This is a genomic window from Actinomadura gamaensis (assembly GCF_042652125.1).
GTDB classification, from domain to species: domain Bacteria; phylum Actinomycetota; class Actinomycetes; order Streptosporangiales; family Streptosporangiaceae; genus Spirillospora; species Spirillospora gamaensis.
Genome location: NZ_JBHSIT010000037.1, coordinates 1 through 655 on the forward strand (window position 1 = coordinate 1; position 655 = coordinate 655).

The window sequence follows — 655 nt, forward strand, 5'->3', positions numbered from 1 at the left end:
CGGCTCTGTCGTTCTTTCGGTGGTAACGGAGGGTGGGGCTACTGCAGGAGGATGCGGTGGCGCAGGAGATGGAAGCCTGCCCGGCCATACATCTGTCTCTTGATCAGTTTGGTCTTGGTGTTGACGCCTTCGGTGCCGCCGTTGTGGTGTTCGCTGGTCAGAGCCGCACGGACGGCGTCCTGATCGAGTCGCAGGCCGCGGATGAACGAGTGGATGTGCGGCAGGTTCACCTCTTCCGCGGTGTTGATCCATTCCTCCAGTCGGCCCCCGTTGCCGTCTGCGGGGGTGAGGAGCTGCGCGAAGGTGCGGACCAGTGAGGCAAGCCGAGTCATCTCCGGGCAGGCGCTGGTGGTCTTGTGGAGGAGTTCTTCCTGGTCGGTGCGGAGGGTGTCCGGGCGGCTGAGGAGCAGCCGGGACAAACTGCGGGGCGAGATCGCGGGTCGGTCGTTCTCGACGCGGCCTTGGGCGATGTAGCGGTAGAGGAGATTCTGGCTGCCGGTGTGGCCGCGTTCCCGGATCTCACCAAGAAGCTGGAGAACCGGGACCGCGGGGTCCTCGGCCCGGCGTTGACGCAGGTACTCGCGGTGGGGATCGACGAGCGTGGGCCGGTACTGCGGTGCTCGCCGCATCCGTTCGGGCTTGTCGATCCGGGCAT

General features: G+C 66.0%; 1 protein-coding gene. It reads right to left on the reverse strand.

All coding sequences use genetic code 11. The features are described from left to right. Positions 1-38 precede the first annotated feature (38 nt). A partial coding sequence (locus tag ACFPCY_RS43035) for a transposase (protein ID WP_378265712.1) occupies positions 39-655 on the reverse strand: 617 nt, incomplete at its 5' end.